This is a genomic window from Porcincola sp. LCP21S3_C12 (assembly GCF_052118625.1).
GTDB lineage: Bacteria > Bacillota > Clostridia > Lachnospirales > Lachnospiraceae > Porcincola.
Genome location: NZ_JBQKGW010000001.1, coordinates 79476 through 97630, shown reverse-complemented (window position 1 = coordinate 97630; position 18155 = coordinate 79476). Strand labels below are relative to the sequence as shown.

General features: G+C 55.5%; 15 protein-coding genes. All 15 read right to left on the bottom strand.

The window, feature by feature from the left end:
* Nucleotides 1-9 precede the first annotated feature (9 nt).
* The 15 genes from ACTQ1N_RS00335 to ACTQ1N_RS00265 all read right to left on the bottom strand — a co-directional run bounded on the left by ACTQ1N_RS00335 (nt 10) and on the right by ACTQ1N_RS00265 (nt 18153).
* On the bottom strand, nt 10-1071 hold the full coding sequence (locus ACTQ1N_RS00335; RefSeq protein WP_441953510.1) for an ABC transporter substrate-binding protein: 1062 nt from the start codon (nt 1069-1071) through the stop codon (nt 10-12).
* A 293-nt stretch (nt 1072-1364) separates the two neighbouring features.
* Nucleotides 1365-3476, bottom strand: a complete 2112-nt coding sequence (locus tag ACTQ1N_RS00330) for a polyribonucleotide nucleotidyltransferase (RefSeq protein ID WP_441953508.1) — start codon at nt 3474-3476, stop codon at nt 1365-1367.
* 218 nt (nt 3477-3694) lie between these two features.
* Nucleotides 3695-3961: a 30S ribosomal protein S15 gene (gene rpsO / locus ACTQ1N_RS00325; protein ID WP_154525070.1), complete on the bottom strand. Its 267-nt coding sequence runs from the start codon at nt 3959-3961 to the stop codon at nt 3695-3697.
* 192 nt (nt 3962-4153) lie between these two features.
* Complete coding sequence (locus ACTQ1N_RS00320) at nt 4154-5038, bottom strand: bifunctional riboflavin kinase/FAD synthetase (protein WP_441953505.1); 885 nt, start codon at nt 5036-5038, stop codon at nt 4154-4156.
* A gap of 67 nt (nt 5039-5105) precedes the next feature.
* Nucleotides 5106-6023 (bottom strand): tRNA pseudouridine(55) synthase TruB, encoded by a 918-nt coding sequence (truB, locus tag ACTQ1N_RS00315; protein ID WP_441953503.1) that lies wholly within the window; start codon nt 6021-6023, stop codon nt 5106-5108.
* Complete coding sequence (locus tag ACTQ1N_RS00310; protein WP_441953501.1) at nt 6023-7009, bottom strand: DHH family phosphoesterase; 987 nt, start codon at nt 7007-7009, stop codon at nt 6023-6025. The genes truB and ACTQ1N_RS00310 overlap by 1 nt, the downstream gene beginning before the upstream one ends.
* Complete coding sequence (rbfA, locus tag ACTQ1N_RS00305; protein ID WP_441953499.1) at nt 7006-7467, bottom strand: 30S ribosome-binding factor RbfA; 462 nt, start codon at nt 7465-7467, stop codon at nt 7006-7008. Before rbfA ends, ACTQ1N_RS00310 begins: the two co-directional genes overlap by 4 nt.
* 27 nt (nt 7468-7494) lie before the next feature.
* On the bottom strand, nt 7495-10614 hold the full coding sequence (gene infB, locus ACTQ1N_RS00300; RefSeq protein ID WP_441953497.1) for a translation initiation factor IF-2: 3120 nt from the start codon (nt 10612-10614) through the stop codon (nt 7495-7497).
* A gap of 1 nt (nt 10615) precedes the next feature.
* Nucleotides 10616-10951 carry a L7Ae/L30e/S12e/Gadd45 family ribosomal protein gene (locus ACTQ1N_RS00295; RefSeq protein WP_441953495.1) on the bottom strand — a complete coding sequence of 112 codons (336 nt, stop codon included), beginning with the start codon at nt 10949-10951 and terminating at the stop codon, nt 10616-10618.
* The gene (rnpM, locus tag ACTQ1N_RS00290) at nt 10941-11210 is read right to left on the bottom strand and encodes an RNase P modulator RnpM (RefSeq protein WP_441953493.1); all 270 of its coding nucleotides are present in this window, start codon (nt 11208-11210) and stop codon (nt 10941-10943) included. The genes ACTQ1N_RS00295 and rnpM overlap by 11 nt, the downstream gene beginning before the upstream one ends.
* A gap of 67 nt (nt 11211-11277) precedes the next feature.
* Entirely contained in the window at nt 11278-12603 is a 1326-nt protein-coding gene (nusA, locus tag ACTQ1N_RS00285; protein ID WP_441953491.1) for a transcription termination factor NusA, read from the bottom strand.
* A 23-nt stretch (nt 12604-12626) separates the two neighbouring features.
* Nucleotides 12627-13103, bottom strand: a complete 477-nt coding sequence (gene rimP / locus ACTQ1N_RS00280; protein WP_441953489.1) for a ribosome maturation factor RimP — start codon at nt 13101-13103, stop codon at nt 12627-12629.
* Between the two features lie 135 nt (nt 13104-13238).
* Nucleotides 13239-15479 carry a DNA gyrase/topoisomerase IV subunit A gene (locus ACTQ1N_RS00275; protein WP_441953487.1) on the bottom strand — a complete coding sequence of 747 codons (2241 nt, stop codon included), beginning with the start codon at nt 15477-15479 and terminating at the stop codon, nt 13239-13241.
* Nucleotides 15480-15559: 80 nt separating this feature from the next.
* Complete coding sequence (locus tag ACTQ1N_RS00270) at nt 15560-17479, bottom strand: DNA gyrase/topoisomerase IV subunit B (protein ID WP_441953485.1); 1920 nt, start codon at nt 17477-17479, stop codon at nt 15560-15562.
* Nucleotides 17476-18153: a UDP-N-acetylglucosamine pyrophosphorylase gene (locus tag ACTQ1N_RS00265; RefSeq protein ID WP_441953483.1), complete on the bottom strand. Its 678-nt coding sequence runs from the start codon at nt 18151-18153 to the stop codon at nt 17476-17478. The genes ACTQ1N_RS00270 and ACTQ1N_RS00265 overlap by 4 nt, the downstream gene beginning before the upstream one ends.
* Nucleotides 18154-18155: the final 2 nt, after the last annotated feature.

Sequence of the window (18155 nt, the reverse complement as noted above, 5' to 3'; positions counted from 1 at the left end):
AACGGAGCCTCAGCTCTCCGCTTCCGTCGCTGCCTCCGTCTGGTCGGAGAACTCCTTCGCGGTCTTTGTCTCGACAACCTTCTCACACATCCCCTTGAACATGCTGTAGTCGATGCCGATGGCCTCGGCGGTCTCCGTGTTGACGGTCGCGATTCCGTTGTTCAGTGTCCGGACAGGTGTCGTTGCCGGGTCAGCGCCGCCTGCGAGAATGTCCGAAACCATGTTCGCCGTCTCAGTGCCAAGCTCTGCGTAGTTGACGCCGTATCCGCAGAACGCACCGTTCAGGGCAAATGAGTCAGCGCCGCAGTACTGCGGAATCTTCGCATCGATGAAGTCTTCGTAGATCGAAAGCTCCGCAGTCATGACGGTGTTGTCGGTCGGGGTAAATGCCGCCTCAACGCCCTCTCCGATCAGCGCCTGAGCCGCCTGGATGATCTCATCTGCTGTCGTGCCGGTCTTCTCGACATACTCCAGACCATTCTTGTCACAGTAAGCCTTTGCCTCCTCGATGGCTTTCTTCGAAGCATCCTCAGACTTATTGTAGAGGAGACCGACCTTCTTCAGATTCGGGTTTGCAGCCTGCATCAGCTTGAAGACAGCTTCTGTGTCCAGTGCATCGGAGGTTCCGGTCACATTCGCCCCGGGAGCATCGTTGCTCTTGACAAGTCCGGCCGACTCAGGGTCTGTGACGGCTGAGAAGACAACCGGAATCCCCGTGTCCTCAGTCGCCGACTGCATGATGACGGCTGCCGGCGTCGCGATCGGGACGATGCAGTCCACCTTCTCGTCGACGAGCTTTGAGGCAAACTGATTCAGTGTCGTGGAATCCGCCTGCCCGTCATACTCCGTGTAGTGGAATGTCACGCCCAGCTCGGCAGACTTCTTGTCGAGCTGCTTTTCAATATTCGCCTCAATCTGGTTGAGGGATGCGTCGTCGACATACTTGACAATGCCGACTTCAAAGGTTTTTCCGGATGCTGCCTCCGTCTCCCCGGCAAACGCCGCAGGAGCAATGACACAGCTGCCTGCCATGAGAACCGCAGAAAGCGCGGCCAGTGTTCTCTTTTTCATGATAAACCCTCCTCCTGGACAACGAATCAACCAGCCCATTTCTTTTGAAATGAAACTTTAGTAATTATAATACAGAAGATCGGACAGATCAAGAAATGATTTTGTGTATATCGGCTGATTGCTTTAATTATTGCGGAATAATCAGATGCAAACAAAAAACAAACAGAAAACCCCCGCCTGGTTTTCTCAAGCCAGGCGGGGGTTCAAACAATCACAATCTTCTGTTGACTGCAGTGTAAATTGCAGCTGCATTCACCTGAATATCTGGCAGCTTCCGGGTGATTCAGACCGTCTCACGCAGACTGGTAAGGTCCCTGCTTGACATCCTTCATGGAGAAGGACATTCTGCCCATCTTGTCCTTACCAAGGCAGACAACCGTCACCTTGTCGCCCAGTGTCAGCACATCCTCAACATGGTCAATTCTGTGCTTTGCGATCTTGGAGATGTGAACCATGCCTTCCTTGCCGGGTGCAAATTCGATGAACGCGCCGAAGTCCTTGATCGAAACAACGGTTCCCTGAAGGATCTGTCCTTCCTCGAAGTCGGTCGTGATGATCCGGATCATGTTGATGGCGCTCGCAATCGCATCCTTGTCATCGCTCGACACAGATACATGGCCGTCATCATCGATGTCGATCTTGGCGCCTGTTCTGGCGATGATCTCATTGATGGTCTTGCCGCGCTGACCGACCACATCTCCGATCTTGTTCGGATCGATCTGGATCTGCTCGATCTTCGGCGCGTACTTCGAGACTTCCGGTCTCGGCTGAGCGATGCACGGCGTCATAATCTCATTGAGGATATACTCCCTTGCCTGCTTCGTGCGGGCAATCGCTTCCTCAACAATCGGACGGGTCAGGCCGTGGATCTTGATATCCATTTGGATCGCCGTGATCCCGTCATGCGTACCTGCGACCTTGAAGTCCATATCCCCGAAGAAGTCCTCAAGACCCTGAATATCGGTCAGGACGATGTAATCGTCATCGGTATCTCCGGTCACGAGTCCGCAGGAAATGCCGGCAACCTGCTTTTTAATCGGAACGCCGGCAGCCATCAGAGACATTGTGGACGCGCAGATGGATGCCTGAGAGGTGGAACCGTTCGACTCAAAGGTTTCGGAGACGCAGCGGATCGTATACGGGAAGTCTTCCTTGGACGGGATCACCGGCAGAAGCGCTCTCTCAGCGAGCGCGCCATGCCCGATCTCACGACGTCCCGGGCCTCTGGACGGCTTTGTCTCACCGACGGAGTAGGACGGGAAGTTGTACTGATGAATATACCGCTTCTCCGTGATGTTCGGATCAAGCCCCTCAATCTTCTGAACCTCGGAGAGTGGTGCCAGTGTTGTGACGGTGCAGATCTGCGTCTGCCCGCGGGTGAACATTGCACTTCCGTGAACCCGCGGAATCAGGTCAATCTCGGCTGAGAGCGGCCGGATCTGATCAATCTTTCTTCCGTCCGGTCTCTTGTGATCCTTCAGGATCATCTTCCGGACCGTTTTCTTCTCGTACTGATACATGGCGTCCGCAAGGTACGCAAGATAATCTTCCTGATCGGCCCATGCTTCCTTCACCCGGTCTGTCAGAACGGCGATGTTGGCCTCACGCTGCTGCTTTTCATCCGTGAAGACAGCCTTTTCCATCTCCTCCTGCGGGACAAGCTCCTTGAGTGCCGCAAAGACTTCATCCGGAACGGCATAGCTCTGATAGGTGAACTTCTGCCTGCCCTCCGCTGCAACGATCTCATTGATAAAACGAATGATTTCCTGGTTGACATCGTGCGCCTTATAGATGGCCTCGATCATCCTGGCTTCCGGAATCTCCTTTGCGCCTGCCTCGATCATGATGACCTTTGTCGAGGTGGATGCGACAGTCAGCTGCAGGTCCCCCTCATCCCACTGCTTCTGGGACGGGTTGATGATGAATTCCCCGTCGATCATGCCGACCTGGGTCATCGCGCATGGTCCGTCAAATGGAATATCGGAGATGCAGGTCGCAATGGAGCTGCCAAGCATGGCGACAAGCTCCGGACGGCACTCCGGGTCGACCGACATGACCAGATTGTTCAGGGTTACATCGTTGCGGAAATCCTTCGGGAAGAGCGGGCGCATCGGACGGTCAATGACACGTGCGGTCAGAACAGAGTTCTCGCTCGCCTTGCCCTCTCTTTTATTGAAGCCGCCCGGAATCTTGCCAACTGCGTAAGCCTTCTCCTCAAACTCCACAGAGAGCGGGAAGAAGTCGATGCCTTCTCTCGGTGCGTCGGAAGCAGTCGCTGTAGAGAGAACCGTCGTATCGCCGTAGTGCATGAATGCAGCACCATTCGCCTGGGCCGCGACCCTGCCGACATCGACGCTGAGCGTGCGGCCGGCCAGTTCCATGGAATATCTTCTGCCTTTTTTCATCTTGGAAACTCCTTTGTACATGCGACCCCATCCCCGAATCAACTGCAAGCATGACCTGCCGTGTCTGCCATCATTCTGCGCGGAACAATCCCCCTGAACCCGGACTGTATCTCTTCACTCAGATCAGTCTTGCAGTTGCCTCGGCATGATGAAAATCGCGTCTTCAATTACACACAAAGCACCCCGGAACCAGTCCAGGGTGCTCTGCAGATGCCTCATTACTTGCGGATTCCGAGCTTTGCGATCAGTTCACGGTAAGCGTTGATATCCTTCTTTGCAAGATAAGCAAGAAGTCCTCTTCTCTGACCTACCATCTTGAACAGACCTCTTCTGGAAGCGTGATCCTTCGGGTTGGCCTTCAGATGCTCGGTCAGCTCAGCGATCCGCTCGGTCAGGATTGCAACCTGAACCTCCGGCGAACCGGTGTCGCCCTCCTTACGGCCATACTTGTTGATCAGCTCTGTCTTCTTTTCCTTCGTAATCATGAGTCAGTCCTCCTGAGACTAATAATGGGCGTGCCGGATCTTCGGCACAGTCATCTGCATCACACCGTTTTGTCATGAGACCGCCCGGCTGATCCAGTCGTATCACCAGATACACGGGATTCGCCGGAGGCGGCGGGATCCTGAGTACCGGTTCAAAACACTTGTGCAGTGTAACATCATTATGAAGACGCGTCAAGTTTTCGAAAGAACACCGCGCGTGGAAAGAAACAAAAGTCCCTGCCTGGCATCATCCTTCATCTGCGTCGTCAGCTCCTCGAGCGAGGAGAATACCTCCTCCCCCCGGATCATATGGTAGAATCTTGTCTGAATATCGGTACCGTACAGATCCTCCGAGAAATCCAGAAGATAGGTTTCGACCGTCCGGTCATTTCCGTCCGAGATGGTCGGATTTGTGCCGATGTTGGTGACACCCGGAACGTATCTTCCATCCTGAAGCTCCGTGACCGTTGCGTAGACCCCATCAGGCGGGAGAAGCTTGCGCGCCTGTGGCAGCGTGTTGACGGTCGGGAAACCGATCGTCGAGCCGAGGTGTCTGCCATGAACAACCCTGCCGGAAACCGGGTAAGGCCGTCCCAGAAGCGCTTCTGTGAGATCCATGTCTCCCGCTTTCAGAGCCGACCGGACCCTTGTAGAGCTGATCTCGCTGCCCTGATAGCATTCCTTCGTCTCGATGACTGCCTGATAGCCATACCGCTTCTGCCTGTCCAGCAGCATCTGCGCACTTCCTGCCCTGCCATAGCCGAAGCGGAAATCCGACCCGACAACCAGGACAGATGCCTGCAGGATTTCCTTCAGCACATGGGCGATGAAAGCCTCCGCCTGCATCGTCATCAGTTCCCTTGAAAATGGGCATTCAATCAGAACGTCTATTCCAAGGGATGCAACGTATGACGCCCGCTCCTGCTGAGTCAGGATCTGCTGCCCGCCGGAATCAATGGCAAACATGATGCCGGTAAGACCATCCTGCTGGCGGCGGAGTACCTCCGACAGCAGCTTCTGGTGACCTCTGTGAACTCCATCGAATTTGCCGAGTGTCACCGCACTTGCATGCAGCAATAGATCGCCTGACAGACATGCACTTTGAAATTCGTGTATTCCGTGATAAATCAACATGCTTTTTCGCTCATTCCCCGGACGGCCGGAGCATTCTGTAGGGACGGTAGGTTCCGGCAGACGGAACCTGTCTGTATACGGCATAGAACGTTCCTTCAGAATCACAGACGCGGATCATCTCCCCGCCGCCGCGCGGCGGCAGGCCAAGCTCTCGCATCGTCAGCTCATTGCCGTTCAGAAGCTTCCGGTCTGCCTCCGGAATTGTCCGGACCCTCAGGCAGTCCAGAAACATCTCCTCGCATGGAATGACATACGGGGCAAGCGCTCCGGATTTGGAGAGTTCCTCGATCTGCCCAAGCGAAAGGCTGTCGCCTATCAGGAAACCGCCGACACGGAGCCGCTCGAGATACTCCATCGCACCGCCTACGCCAAGCCGTTCTCCAATATCCGCACACAGTGTCCGGATATAAGTGCCTTTGGAACAGTCAATCTTCAGGGTCACAAGGGGAAGGGAAATCTCCTCAATCTCAATCTTCGGGATTTCAACGTGGACCGGTTTTCGTTCGACAACCTTCCCTTCCCTCGCCAGGTCATACAGCCTTTTTCCGCCGATCTGCTTGGCGGAATACATCGGTGGCACCTGATCATAGCCACCCTGAAAAAAAAGCGCAGCCTGAGCGATTCCGCGCTCAGACAGTGCCTGAAGCTGCGCCTGCCCGGCTTCATTCAGAACCGTTCCAGTCATGTCCTGCGTGTCAGTTGTGACCCCCAGTCTGAGCACAGCCCGATAGGTTTTATCATGATCCGTCAGATATTCAGAGAGTCTGCAGGCCGTTCCGAGGAGCACCGGGAGAACGCCGACCGCAGCAGGATCCAGGGTTCCGGTATGACCGATCTTTTTCTGCCTCAGGATGCCGCGCAGCCTGGCAACAACATCGTTGCTCGTATAGCCGGCCTCCTTGTAGACATTCAGAAGTCCGTTCCACATCAGGATACTGTCTCCTCTGTTCCTTCGGAAAGTATGTGCAGCTGCTCCGCCACCTTTGCGACAACATTGTTCACTACATCATGAACACCGCCGTTCATCGTACAGCCGGCGGCACTGACATGCCCGCCGCCCTGGAAGAACTGGGCGATCTTTGCCACGTCAACCTTTCCGTTCGAACGCATGCTGACCTTGAACTGCCGGATCCCGCTTTCGTAGAGGAAAATCGCGACCTCCACTCCTTTTGTCTCTTTCAACATAGACGAAATCGGCGAAAGATCCTGGGGACCGACCCCGTAGAAATCCATTTCCTTCTGGTGGATGACAGAAAAGATGACCTTCCCGTCCAGCATCAGCATACTCTCGCTGAGCGCTTTTCCGATCACATGCGTCTGTGCGTAGGTCTTCTGATAAAAGGCCACATCGCATATTTTTGAAAAATCAATTCCGGTATCCATCAGCCATCCTGCAATTTCCATCGTCCGGCTGCTTGTGCAGGAATAGCGGAAGACGCCGGAGTCGTTGATCACACCCAGATACAGGGGTTCGGCGATCTCCTTTGTCAGGCGGTCTTTGCCGATCAGCAGCGTGACCAGCTCACTCGTCGAGCTGGAATCCGGCTGAACTTCATTGACGGCTCCGAAAAGAGGATTGCTGATATGGTGATCGATCACAAGCGTACGCCTTGCCGCATTGAAATACGGCAGGGCACTTCCAAACCTGTCCAGAGCCGAAACATCGAGCGATATGAACAGGTCAACCGGTTCGATCTCCGGATAACTGGTGATGATTTCGTCTGTATGTGCAACGAAGCGGAACGCATCTGAGAAATTACCCTCCAGGTAGACATGTGCATCGATCTGCGGATAATACGTCCGGAGGAACAGGTACATTCCCATACAGCTCCCGAATGCATCTCCGTCCGGCCTCACATGCCCGGCAATGGCGACCGTGCGTACGTCCTTCAGCTGCTCATCCAGATTGATCATATATCTGCTCCTTCCCCGTTGTCCTCATCCGTTCTGATGCTGATATCGTCCGTCTCATCTTCAAAGCCTTCAAACACACGCCCTGTCATCTCACGGGCTTCATCATCATGACGGATGACGTCGTCGATCTTCTTCGACATGCTGACGCCGTACGCGATGGAATCATCCGCGATGAAGCGGATTTCAGGCGTATTTCTCAGGTTCACGGTCCGCGCGAGCTCATGCCGGATGAAGCCTTCGGCTGCCCGGAGCCCTTTGACAGTCTCCTTCAGCGCATCCGCATCGCCAAGAACGGATATATAAGCCTTGCAGGTTTTCAAATCCGGGGCGACCTCGACCCCCGTGACGCTGGTCATCGGATGTACGCGCGGATCTTTGATCTCACGCTGGATGATGGCCTGCATCTCACGGCGGTATTCTTCATTGATTCTGATATTCTTGATACTGTTTTTTCTCATATCCTGTCTGTTCTTTCGCGTGACTGCTCAGGACTGCTTCTTTGCGGCAGCCTTCTTGTCAGCGGCCTTTTTTGCCTCAATCTTATCGCGCGGAACCTCGACCATCTTGTAGACCTCAACCTGGTCGCCCTCGGCGATTTCGTTGAAGTCCTCAAAGACAAGACCGCACTCATACCCAGCCTTGACGGACTTGACATCGTCCTTGAAACGCTTCAGGGATGCAATCTCGCCATCGAAGATCTGCCTGCCCTCCCGGGTGATCCGCGCCTTGCTTCCGCGCTCTACGATGCCGTCCAGGACATACGATCCGGCAATATTGCCGATACCGGAAGCCTTGAAGATCTGACGGACCTCGACATGACCTGTCACCTGTTCCTCGTAAACCGGTTCGAGCATGCCCTTCATCGCGTTCTCAACATCATTGATTGCATCGTAGATGACCTTGTACAGCTTGATCTCGACGCCTTCTCTCTCCGCAGTCGACTTTGCAAGCGCATCCGGTCTGACATTGAAGCCGATGATGATGGCATTCGATGCGCCGGCCAGCGTGACATCGGACTCGTTGATGGCACCGACCCCGCTGTGAATAATCTTGACAACCACCTCGTCGTTAGACAGCTTCAGCAGGCTCTGCTTCAGGGCTTCGACGGAACCCTGGACATCTGCCTTGACAATCAGGTTCAGTTCCTTCAGGCTGCCCTCCTGGATCTGGCTGAAGAGGTCGTCAAGCGACATTCTTGACTTTGTCTCCGCAAGCATCTTCTCGCGTTCCACAGAGATGAAGGTCTCTGCAAATGACTTTGCCTCCTTCTCTGTCTCGGGGGAGACAAGGATCTCGCCTGCCTGAGGGACACTTGAGAATCCGATGATCTCCGCCGGGAAACCTGGGCCTGCTTCCCGGATTTCTCTTCCTCTGGAATCGACCATACCTCTGACTTTGCCGAAGCTGGATCCGGCCGCAACCGGATCTCCGACATGGAGCACGCCCTTCTGTACAAGAACAGAGGCCACAGGTCCTCTTCCCTTGTCAAGCTTTGCCTCGATGATGAGGCCCCGTGCCCGGCGGTTCGGATTGGCCTTGAGTTCAAGGACATCCGCCGTCAGGAGGATCATCTCCAGAAGGTTGTCAATTCCCTCATGCGTCTTGGCGGAGACCGGCACCATGGTCGTGCTGCCGCCCCAGTCCTCTGCGATCAGGCCGTACTCGGTCAGTTCCTGCTTGACGCGGTCAATGTTGGCGCTCGGCTTGTCGATCTTGTTGATCGCCACGATGATCTCGATGCCTGCCGCCTTCGCATGATTGATCGCCTCGATCGTCTGCGGCATGACACCATCGTCCGCAGCGACGACAAGGACCGCGATATCGGTAGAGTTCGCGCCTCTCATACGCATTGCGGTGAAGGCCTCATGGCCCGGCGTGTCGAGGAAGGTGATCTTGCGCCCATTGTAATCGATGACAGACGCACCGATGTGCTGTGTGATGCCCCCCGCCTCGCGGTCGGTGACATGGGTGTTGCGGATTGCGTCCAGAAGGGACGTTTTACCGTGATCGACATGTCCCATCACGCAGACAACCGGCGGACGTGGGACAAGCGAATCTTCCGGATCCTCCGTATCCTTCAGAAGCTCGGCAATCAGATCCTTCTTCTCCTCATGCTCGCACAGGATATCGTAATCCATCGCGATATTCTCTGCTTCCTCGTATGTCAGCTCCTGGTTCAGCGTCACCATCTTCCCCTGCAGGAAGAGCTTCTTGATCAGCGCTGACGGCTGGAGCTTCATCTTGTCGGCAAGATCACGGAGTGTGAGAACGTCCGGCAGGGTGATGGTCTTGATCTGTTCTTCCTGCACGGCAGCAGCCGGCTCCGGCTTGTGGAACGCGCCGGCGCGGTTCGGATCCTTTTTCTTTCTGGATGTGACGACCCTGTCATCCTGGTCAAAACGATTGTACTTGTCCTTGGACTTGTCACGGTCGTTCTTTCCACGGGCGCTTCTCTGCCTGTCCGTGTTTTTGCTGTCAAATGCAGTTTTCTTGTCCGCACCTTTTCTGCCGCCGAAGCTCTTGCCCGGTGCGTCAGAGTGTCCTGCCCCCGGAGCCGCGGCGCCTCTTTGTGAATAACCGCCTCTTGAGCCGGCTCCCTGACCGGAAGGTCTGGACGTGTTCCTGTCGCCTCTTCCGGCTGCCGGCGCCCCATCCCTGCGCGGAGCAGAGGAGCCCTGGCGGGCAGGCGTCCTGCCGGAGGCGTCTTTCCTGTCACCGCCAAACGACTGTCCCTGGCGGGTACGCTGTGTGCTTCTGCCCTGACCGGCGCCGGCGTCACGGCTGCTCTGACCGGCTCTGTGCACAGGAGCCGCGGCCTTCTGCTTTTCAGCTTCAGCCTTTGCCCGCTCCTCATCCGCTTTTCTTGCGGCCTCAGCAGCGGCACGGACAGCCTCCGCCTCCGCAGCCTTTCTTGCCGCTTCCTCCGCCGCCTTTGCGGCAGCCTCCTCGCGTGCCTTCTGGGCTGCGATGCGTGCTTCTTCCTCAGGTTTTCTGGTTGCAGATTCGCTGAGCGGGCGCTCATCCGCCTTCATCTGGGCCCGTGCCTGCTGGGCTGCGATTGAGCTGCCGCCCTCCTTCAGAAGATCCTCTGCGGTTGTCGATCCGGTCAGCGCGCCGCGGAAATGTACCCTCGGCTTTGGTGCCTCCGGTTTTCTGACGGCACCGGAGCGGCTTGCGGCCGGCTTTGCGGCGCTGCCGTGCACAGGAGCTGCCGGTCTGCGCTGCGCTGTTCCGGTTCCCTTCTCAGAAGCGGGTGCTGTCTGCTCAGGCTTTCTGTGCGGACGGGCAGCGTGGTCCCGCTGGCTGTCCGCCGCGCCGGATCTTCCCTTCATCATGCCGCTTCTTGAATTCTGCGGCCGGAAGACTGCGACAATACGTTTCTTCTTCGGAGCGGCCTCCTGACGGGATTCCTGCCCGGGCCTCTGCTCTCCGTCTGAAGCGGGCTGAGCGGAAGGCGAAAACTTTCTGCGGATCTTCGCGCAGGTCTCCTCATCGACCCCGCTCATGTTCGTTGCTTTCACGCCCATGGCTTCCAGTGCCGAGAGAACCTTTGAAGTCTCCACACCAAGCGATTTTGCAAGTTCATGTACTCTGATATTTCCCAATTCAATACCTCCGCTCCCTGTCGGTACCTGCCCCCAGGGTTTTCTCGATGACTGCCGCAAAACCGGTATCCGTCAGCGCCAGGCATGCACGCTCACTGCAGCCGATGCTCAGCCCCAGCGCCGCCCTGTCGGAACAGACAACCATCCGGGCATGATGCCAGTCACACATATTCCTAAATTTTTTCTTTGTATTGTCAGAAGCGTCACCGGCAATCAGCACCAGCTCTGCTCTCCCTCTCTTGATGGCTTCCTCCGTCTGAAATTCCCCGGAGGCAACCTTTCCGGCTCTTTTCGCAAGGCCCAGATAAGCTAAAACTCTTTTGTCTTTATCCGCCATCCAGCTGCCTCCCGATTTCATCATAGACATCAGGCGGGACGGCACACTTCAGGCTCCGCTCAAGAGCCCGGCTTTTCCGCGCCTTCTGCAGACATCCGGTATCCCGGCAGAGATAGACGCCTCGTCCGTTCAGCTTTCCGGTCTGATCGATCCGGACTGTGCCGGCTTCTGTTTTTACGATCCGAACCAGCTCTTTTTTTTCTTTCATAAGTCCGCATCCCGCACACTTACGGAGCGGTTGTTTTCTGACCTGTGCCATATTCCCCCTGTTCCGGAACCCGTTCATCATCTCTCCGGCGCTCTTCAGCCACAGCCTTCAGCAGCCGTCACTCAGCCTCGCCGTTTCCCAGGCTGCCGTCGCTGTTCTCATCCGGTGCCTCGTTTTCAGCCGGCGCCTCGTCCTCATCCGGTATATCCTGTCCGAAAGAATGGTCCTCATCCGCTTCAGAGCTGCCGTACATCGCGTCGTCATAAAGCGCCGCCGCGTCAGCAGAAGCCTCATCGTTGTAGAGATCGTCTGAATCCTCGCCGTAGGAACCGTCATCCTCCGCGGAATAATCTCCGTTCCCATCGTCATAGTACTCGTTCTGGAACTCTTCAAGCTCGCCGGACTCGATTGCCTGTGTCTCGGACTTGATGTCGATCTTGAAGCCGGTCAGCCTTGCGGTCAGCCTTGCATTCTGGCCTTCCTTGCCGATTGCAAGAGAAAGCTGGTAATCCGGAACGACAACCTTCGCGGAGCGCTCATCCTCGTCAACCAGAACGGTGACAACCTTCGCAGGGCTGAGAGCGTTTTCAATAAAGTATGCCGGGTTTTCATCCCACGCGACGATGTCGATCTTCTCTCCGCCCAGTTCGTCGACGACGGCGGCCACACGGCTTCCGTTCTGGCCGACGCAGGCCCCGACAGCATCCACGTTGTCGACATTGGACCAGACCGCCATCTTCGAGCGGGATCCCGCCTCGCGCGCAATCGCCTTGATCTCAACCGTTCCATCCGCGACTTCCGCGACCTCCTCCTCGAAGAGCGCCCGCACAAAATTCGGAGACTTTCTGGAAAGCACGATTCTCGGGCCCTTGGTTCCGTTCTCCACACGAACGATATAAACCTTGACCCGTTCATTCGGATAAAATGTTTCCCCGTGGATCAGCTCGCTTTCCGTCAGCATCGCATCGACCTTGCCCAGATTGATGATCACGTTGCGGCCGACATAACGCTGAACTTTTCCGGTGATGACCTTATTCTCCTTGTCAAAGTAATCCGCATACAGGCTCATGCGCTCAGCCTCGCGCACCTGCTGCATGATGACGTCCTTGGCGCTCTTGACCGCGATGCGGTTGAACCCGCGGGAATTGACTTCCTCCGGAACAATATCTCCAAGCTGGTACTTTCCATTCCGCATCTGCGCGTCGCCAAGGGAGATCTGCGTCAGCGGGTCCTCGACATCTTCCACGACCGTCTTGTCAAGGTAGACACCGAGCGTGCGTTTGACCGGGTCCATCCGGACAGAGACATTCGTCAGCCCCTGCCGTTTGAAATTCTTCTCGCAGGCGATTGTCAGAGAGGATTTGATCGCATCCATCAGCACGTCCGCCTTGATGCCTTTTTCCTTCTCAAGTAACTGCAAGGAATCGAATAATTCGTCGTTCATAATTTTTCCCTCAACCTCCCGGATTACCAGTCAAATGCTTCCCTGATCAGGGCAATATTCTCCCTGCTGAAAGTAACGTCCCGTTCAGAGTCTGTCCCCTGGTCCGTCAGCAGTGTAATGGTTTGTGCATCCCAGTCTGAAAGGGTCCCCTCCCAGTTTTTCTCATGCTCCTGCGGACGGAACAGTCTGATCTCGACGTCCTTCCCCCTGTTTCTCACAAAATCCTTTTCCTTTTTCAGCGGTCTGCCGAGTCCGGGAGAGGAAATCTCCAGGATATAGGGCTCTGCGATGAAATCTTCTCTGTCCAGCTCAGCCTCCAGCGACCGGCTGACACGCTCACAGTCATCCACCGTCACTCCGCCAGGCTTGTCGATGTAACCGCGCAGATACCAGCTGCCGCCTTCCTTCACAAACTCTACATCGACCAGCTCATAGCCTCCGGCCTCTGTAATCGGGAGAAGGAGCTGCTCCGTCTTTTCTTCATAAACGGCCTTGTTCATGTTTCCCCTCTACACGAAAGAAGAACGGGTTTTTTAACCCGTTCTTCGTCGACAGTTATCTGATACTCTCTGTACTCTACCACTACAAGATATAGATTTCAAGTCATTTGGCATCAATTTCATGTAAAATCCGGCTCATTTGCGGAGCTTTGTGCCCTTCGTGCCCCGCTGGGAGATCTTCAGATGGTTCAAAGCAACGGTTTTCTCCTCAATTACAGCCTCCGTCGGCGCCCCTTCCTCCAGATACCAGACATTCTCAACACGGTCGGACTCCCCGAGCAGGATGCCGCGCACACCGCGTGCATTTTTTTTCTGCAGCGGGATATCGTCCTCGTTCATCCGCAGAAGATACTGATTGGCAGTGTGGAGCACCATCGTCGTCTGGAAATGAGCGAGATGGACGGACAGAAGCCGGTCGCCTTCATCCAGCTTTGTTGCCGCAACCGTCTTCTTGGCGACGTCAAATTCCGAGCCCTCCACCTGCTTGACAAAACCTCCCTCCGTCACGAAGATCAGCCGCATGTTGACGATGTCGGAAAGCGGGATCACATCGATGTAGAGTTCGTCCTTCGAATCATAGTTGCAGAGGTTGTCGATCGGTGTTCCCTTGTCGCGGAACTTGCCATGGGGAACATCCTCGACTCTGAGAATATGCTGCCGGCCAGTGTCCGTGTAGATACAGAGCTTCGCGTCACTCATCGTATGCACGACGATCCGGTTCTCGGAATCCGCCGCTTCCCGGTTTTTCTCATATACAGACTCGTCCACCGTCCGGGCATACCCGAAGCGGTCCATCAGGAAGACGCACGGGTATGCCTCCGCCTTCTTCTCCTCGATCACAACCGCACCGGCATTCGTGATGACCGTCCTGCGCGGACGCGCATAGGCCTTCTTATAGGACAGAAGCTCCGAGATGATCACATTGGCCATTGAGTCGTAGCTGTTCAGAATATCGGTGTACGCCGCGATATTCTTCAGCGTCTGATCATAGTCCGCCTGGAGCGAGTCAAGCTCGAGACCGATCAGGCGGTAGAGCTTCATCTCCAGGATTGCGTCTGCCTGCGTCTCTGTAAAGTGCAGCTTTGAAGCCGCCTTCTGTGATTTTACCGTTTTGAAGCGGATTCCCTCTGTCGTTCCTGTCACAAGGCAGTCCTTTGCCATCTTCCGGTCCTTTGAGCCGCGGAGGATCTCGATGATCAGGTCAATCACATCGACCGCACGGATCAGGCCTTCCTGAATCTCCTTCTTCTTCTCCTCGCTTTTCAGCAGGCTGGTATATTTCCGCGTCGCGATATCGAACTGGAAATCGATGTGCGCTTCCAGAATCCGGCGGAGGGAAAGCGTCTCAGGACGTCCGTCCGCGACCGCAAGCATATTGACGCCGAAGGTATCCTCCAGCCGTGTCTTTTTATAGAGAAGCTTTTCGATATAAGACGGATCCGCCCCCTTGCGGAGATCCAGCACGATCCGGATGCCTTCCTTTGAGGACTGGTTTGAAATATCGGCAATCTCGCTTCCAAGCCGGCTGTCGGCAAGCGCCGCACAGTCGTTGAGAAACTTCCCGATTCCCATCCCGATCATTGTGTACGGAATCTGCGTCACAACCAGCCGCTGGCGTTCGGTGCGCGGAATCTTTTCGACCTCGACCTTTCCGCGGATGCGGATCCTGCCGGTTCCGGTTCTGTAGATTTCAGCCAGCTCATCCTGGTTGACGACGATGCCGCCTGTCGGGAAATCTGGTCCCTTCACGATGTCCATCAGCTTTTCATCCGAAAGGTTCTGATCCCGGATCAGGGCGATGGTTGCATCGATGACCTCGCCGAGGTTGTGCGGCGGAATGTTTGTCGCCATGCCGACGGCGATGCCCTCCGAACCGTTCACAAGCAGATTCGGGATCCGCGCAGGCAGCACGACCGGTTCCTTCTCCGTCTCATCGAAGTTCGGAACAAAGTCCACGACATTCCGGTCGAGATCGGAGAGAAAGACCTCCTGCGTCATTTTCTGGAGACGGGCCTCTGTATACCGCATGGCAGCGGCTCCGTCTCCCTCGATCGATCCGAAATTGCCGTGCCCGTCCACAAGCGGCAGTCCCATCTTGAAGTCCTGCGCCATCACGACAAGCGCGCCGTAGATGGACGAATCTCCGTGCGGATGGAATTTACCCATCGTATCTCCGACGATCCTCGCACTTTTTCTGTAGGGCTTGTCGTACCGGGTTCCGAGTTCATACATGTCATACAGCGTCCGGCGCTGGACTGGCTTCAGCCCGTCCCGGACATCCGGAAGCGCCCTCGCCACGATGACGCTCATCGCATAATCGATGTAGGACTTCTGCATAATCTCGCTGTACTCAGTCTGAATGATTTCCTGTGCCATCTGTTTTTATGTTCCTTTTATATTCCTTAACAAGCGTTCAGAGATCTGATGATCTGCTTTTCATGTGCGTGCCGGAAGGCTTACACATCGAGCGCCGCGTCGCGTGCATGCTCATGAATGAATTCCCGTCTGGGCGGGACGTCGTTGCCCATGAGAAGCGCGGTGATATCGGAGGCACTCCGTCCGTCCTCGATCTCGACCCGCCGCATTGTGCGCGTCTCAGGGTTCAGCGTCGTCTCCCAGAGCTGTTCCGGATCCATTTCGCCAAGTCCCTTGTAGCGCTGAAGCGTGAAGCCGGACTTGTGGTGCTTCCTGTAGCGCGCCAGCGCCTCATCATCGAAGAGGTATTCTTCCTTCCCCTTCTGCGGGATCGCCTTGTACAGCGGAGGCATCGCAATATAGACATGTCCCTCGCCGATCAGATCCGGCATGAACCGGTAGAACAGGGTCAGAAGAAGCGTACAGATATGCGCGCCGTCGACATCGGCATCCGCCATGATGATGATTTTGTCGTAGCGCAGCTTTGTGATGTCAAAATCATTCCCGTAGCCTTCTGAAAATCCGCAGCCAAATGAATTGATCATTGTCTTGATCTCTTCGTTCGCCAGCACCTTGTCGATCGAGGCCTTCTCCACGTTCAGGATCTTGCCGCGGATCGGCAGAATCGCCTGGAAATTCCGGTCGCGGGCGGTCTTGGCCGAACCGCCGGCGGAATCTCCCTCGACGATGAAGATCTCGCACTTTGAGGCGTCCCGGCTTTCGCAGTTTGCCAGCTTTCCATTGGAATCGAAGGAATACTTCTGCTTTGTCAGAAGGTTTGTCTTTGCCTTTTCTTCGGTTTTCCGGATCTTCGCCGCCTTCTCCGCACAGCCCAGCACTTCCCTGAGCGCGCCGAGATTCTTGTCGAAGTACCTGGAAAATTCATCTGAAGTAACCTTCGCGACGGCCCGGGCAGCATCGGCATTGTCGAGCTTTGTCTTTGTCTGCCCCTCGAAGCTAGGATCCGGATGACGGATGGAAATGACGGCCGTGCAGCCGTTCCGGATGTCTGCCCCGGTGAAGTTGGCATCCTTCTCCTTCAGGATTCCAAGCTCCCGTGCGTAGGTGTTCATGACGGTGGTAAATGCAGTCTTGAACCCGGTCAGATGGGTACCGCCTTCCGAGTTGAAGATGTTGTTGCAGAAACCCAGAATATTCTCATGGAATTCGTTGATGTACTGGAGCGCAACCTCTACCTGGATTCCGTCGCTGATCCCCCTGACATAGATGGGCTCGCAGACAGCTTCCTTGTTCTTGTTCAGGTCCCGTATAAAGCCCAGAATTCCTTCCGGTTCATGGAAAGTCAGCTCCTCGTCCCGTCCATCCCTCTGATCACGGAACACAATGGTCAGCTCCGGATTCAGATACGTTGTCTCGTGGAGTCTGCTTTTGATCTCGGTGGCGGAAAACCTTGTGGTCTGCTCGAAGATCTCCGGATCCGGCAGGAAGGTGATGGTGGTTCCTGTCTCCTTCGTTTTCCCGATGACCGGGAGGAGACCCTTTTCAAGCGCAAGGTCCGGCTTGCCCCTCCGGTACCGGTCATGGAAAATCTTCCCTTCTCTTTTCACCTGGACATCCATCCACTCCGAGAGGGCATTGACAACAGAGGAGCCGACGCCATGAAGGCCGCCGGAGGTCTTGTAGGCATCGCTGTCGAACTTACCGCCGGCATGGAGCGTCGTGAAGACAACACGCTCCGCCGAAACGCCCTTCTGGTGCATGCCGACCGGAATTCCGCGCCCGTTATCGCCGACCGTGCAGCTGCCATCCGCGTTCAGCGTCACATCGATTCTGGTGCAGTACCCGGCCAGGTGCTCATCGACAGAGTTGTCGACAATTTCATAGACCAGATGATTCAGCCCGCGCCGGGAGGTACTGCCGATATACATGCCAGGTCTCCTCCGGACCGCTTCCAGTCCTTCGATGACCTGTATGGAACTTGCGTCGTAATTTTCTGTCATGCTTCAATCTTCCTGACGATATTTCCGGCCGCCTTGTAGATGCTGTGCGCCGGGATCACTCCTCTGACACTGTTCACCGGATAGATGTTCGTATATCTGCCGACCACGGTCCCAGGATTCAGAACGGTGTTGCAGCCCACCTCGACATGATCTCCCAGAAGGGCTCCGATTTTGCGAAGTCCTGTCACATACTCATGCTCTCCATCCCGGATCACGATATTCTTGCGGTCCGCCTTGATATTGGAGGTGATTGCGCCGGCCCCCATGTGTGCATAGAAGCCAAGGACGGAATCCCCTACATAGTTATAGTGCGGAACCTCCACGTGGTTGAACAGTACGACATTCTTCAGTTCCGTCGAATTGCCGACCGTCGCGTTCTCGCCGACGATCGCACATCCGCGGATGAAAGCACACTGGCGGATCTCCGCATCCCTGCAGATGATCGCAGGCCCGTGAATATAAGCGCTGTCAAAGACGACGGCGCTTTTGTGAATCCAGACATCCTCTCCGTACTGCCTGTGCGTGTATTCCTCCGGGTCCAGCGTTTTCCCGAGCTCGAGAATAAAATCCCTGATCTTCGGGAGAACCTCCCACGGATAGGCTGCCCCCTTAAAAAGGTCCTTTGCAATGGTCTCATTGAGATCATAGAGTTCTTCAATCCTGCACGGTTCCATCC